Source organism: Cryobacterium sp. RTC2.1, assembly GCF_035018685.1.
Taxonomy (GTDB): Bacteria; Actinomycetota; Actinomycetes; order Actinomycetales; family Microbacteriaceae; genus Cryobacterium; species Cryobacterium glucosi.
The window spans coordinates 1-263 of the sequence record NZ_JASJXJ010000390.1 but is presented as its reverse complement, the minus strand read 5'-3'; the positions used below and the strand labels follow the sequence as shown (position 1 = coordinate 263).

The 263-nt window shown below is 76.4% G+C and carries 1 protein-coding gene; it reads right to left on the bottom strand.

Annotated elements, in window-relative coordinates; genetic code table 11:
• On the bottom strand, positions 1 to 263 hold a 263-nt coding region (locus tag QN357_RS19420), incomplete at both ends, for an NAD(P)H-hydrate dehydratase (protein WP_323505460.1).

The following is a 263-nucleotide window of genomic DNA, read 5'->3' as shown; positions in this document are numbered from 1 at the left end:
CGGGCGGCACATCGACACGCCGCCCGGAGACCGCGCCGGAGCCCGCGCCGGAGAGCAGCCCGGCGAGCTCCCGGTAGTGCGGGGTGATCACGGTCGGGCCGCTGTGACTGCCGACGAGGTCGAGGGCGCCCGCGTCGCACACGACGGGAACCCCCTCGGCGAACGCGCCCTCGAGCGCCTCGAGCGTCGCCGGCGAGCGCTCGGAGGCGTCCATCCCGGAGCCGAGCAACCAGGCCTGCACCCGCCCCTGCGCTGTGACGATC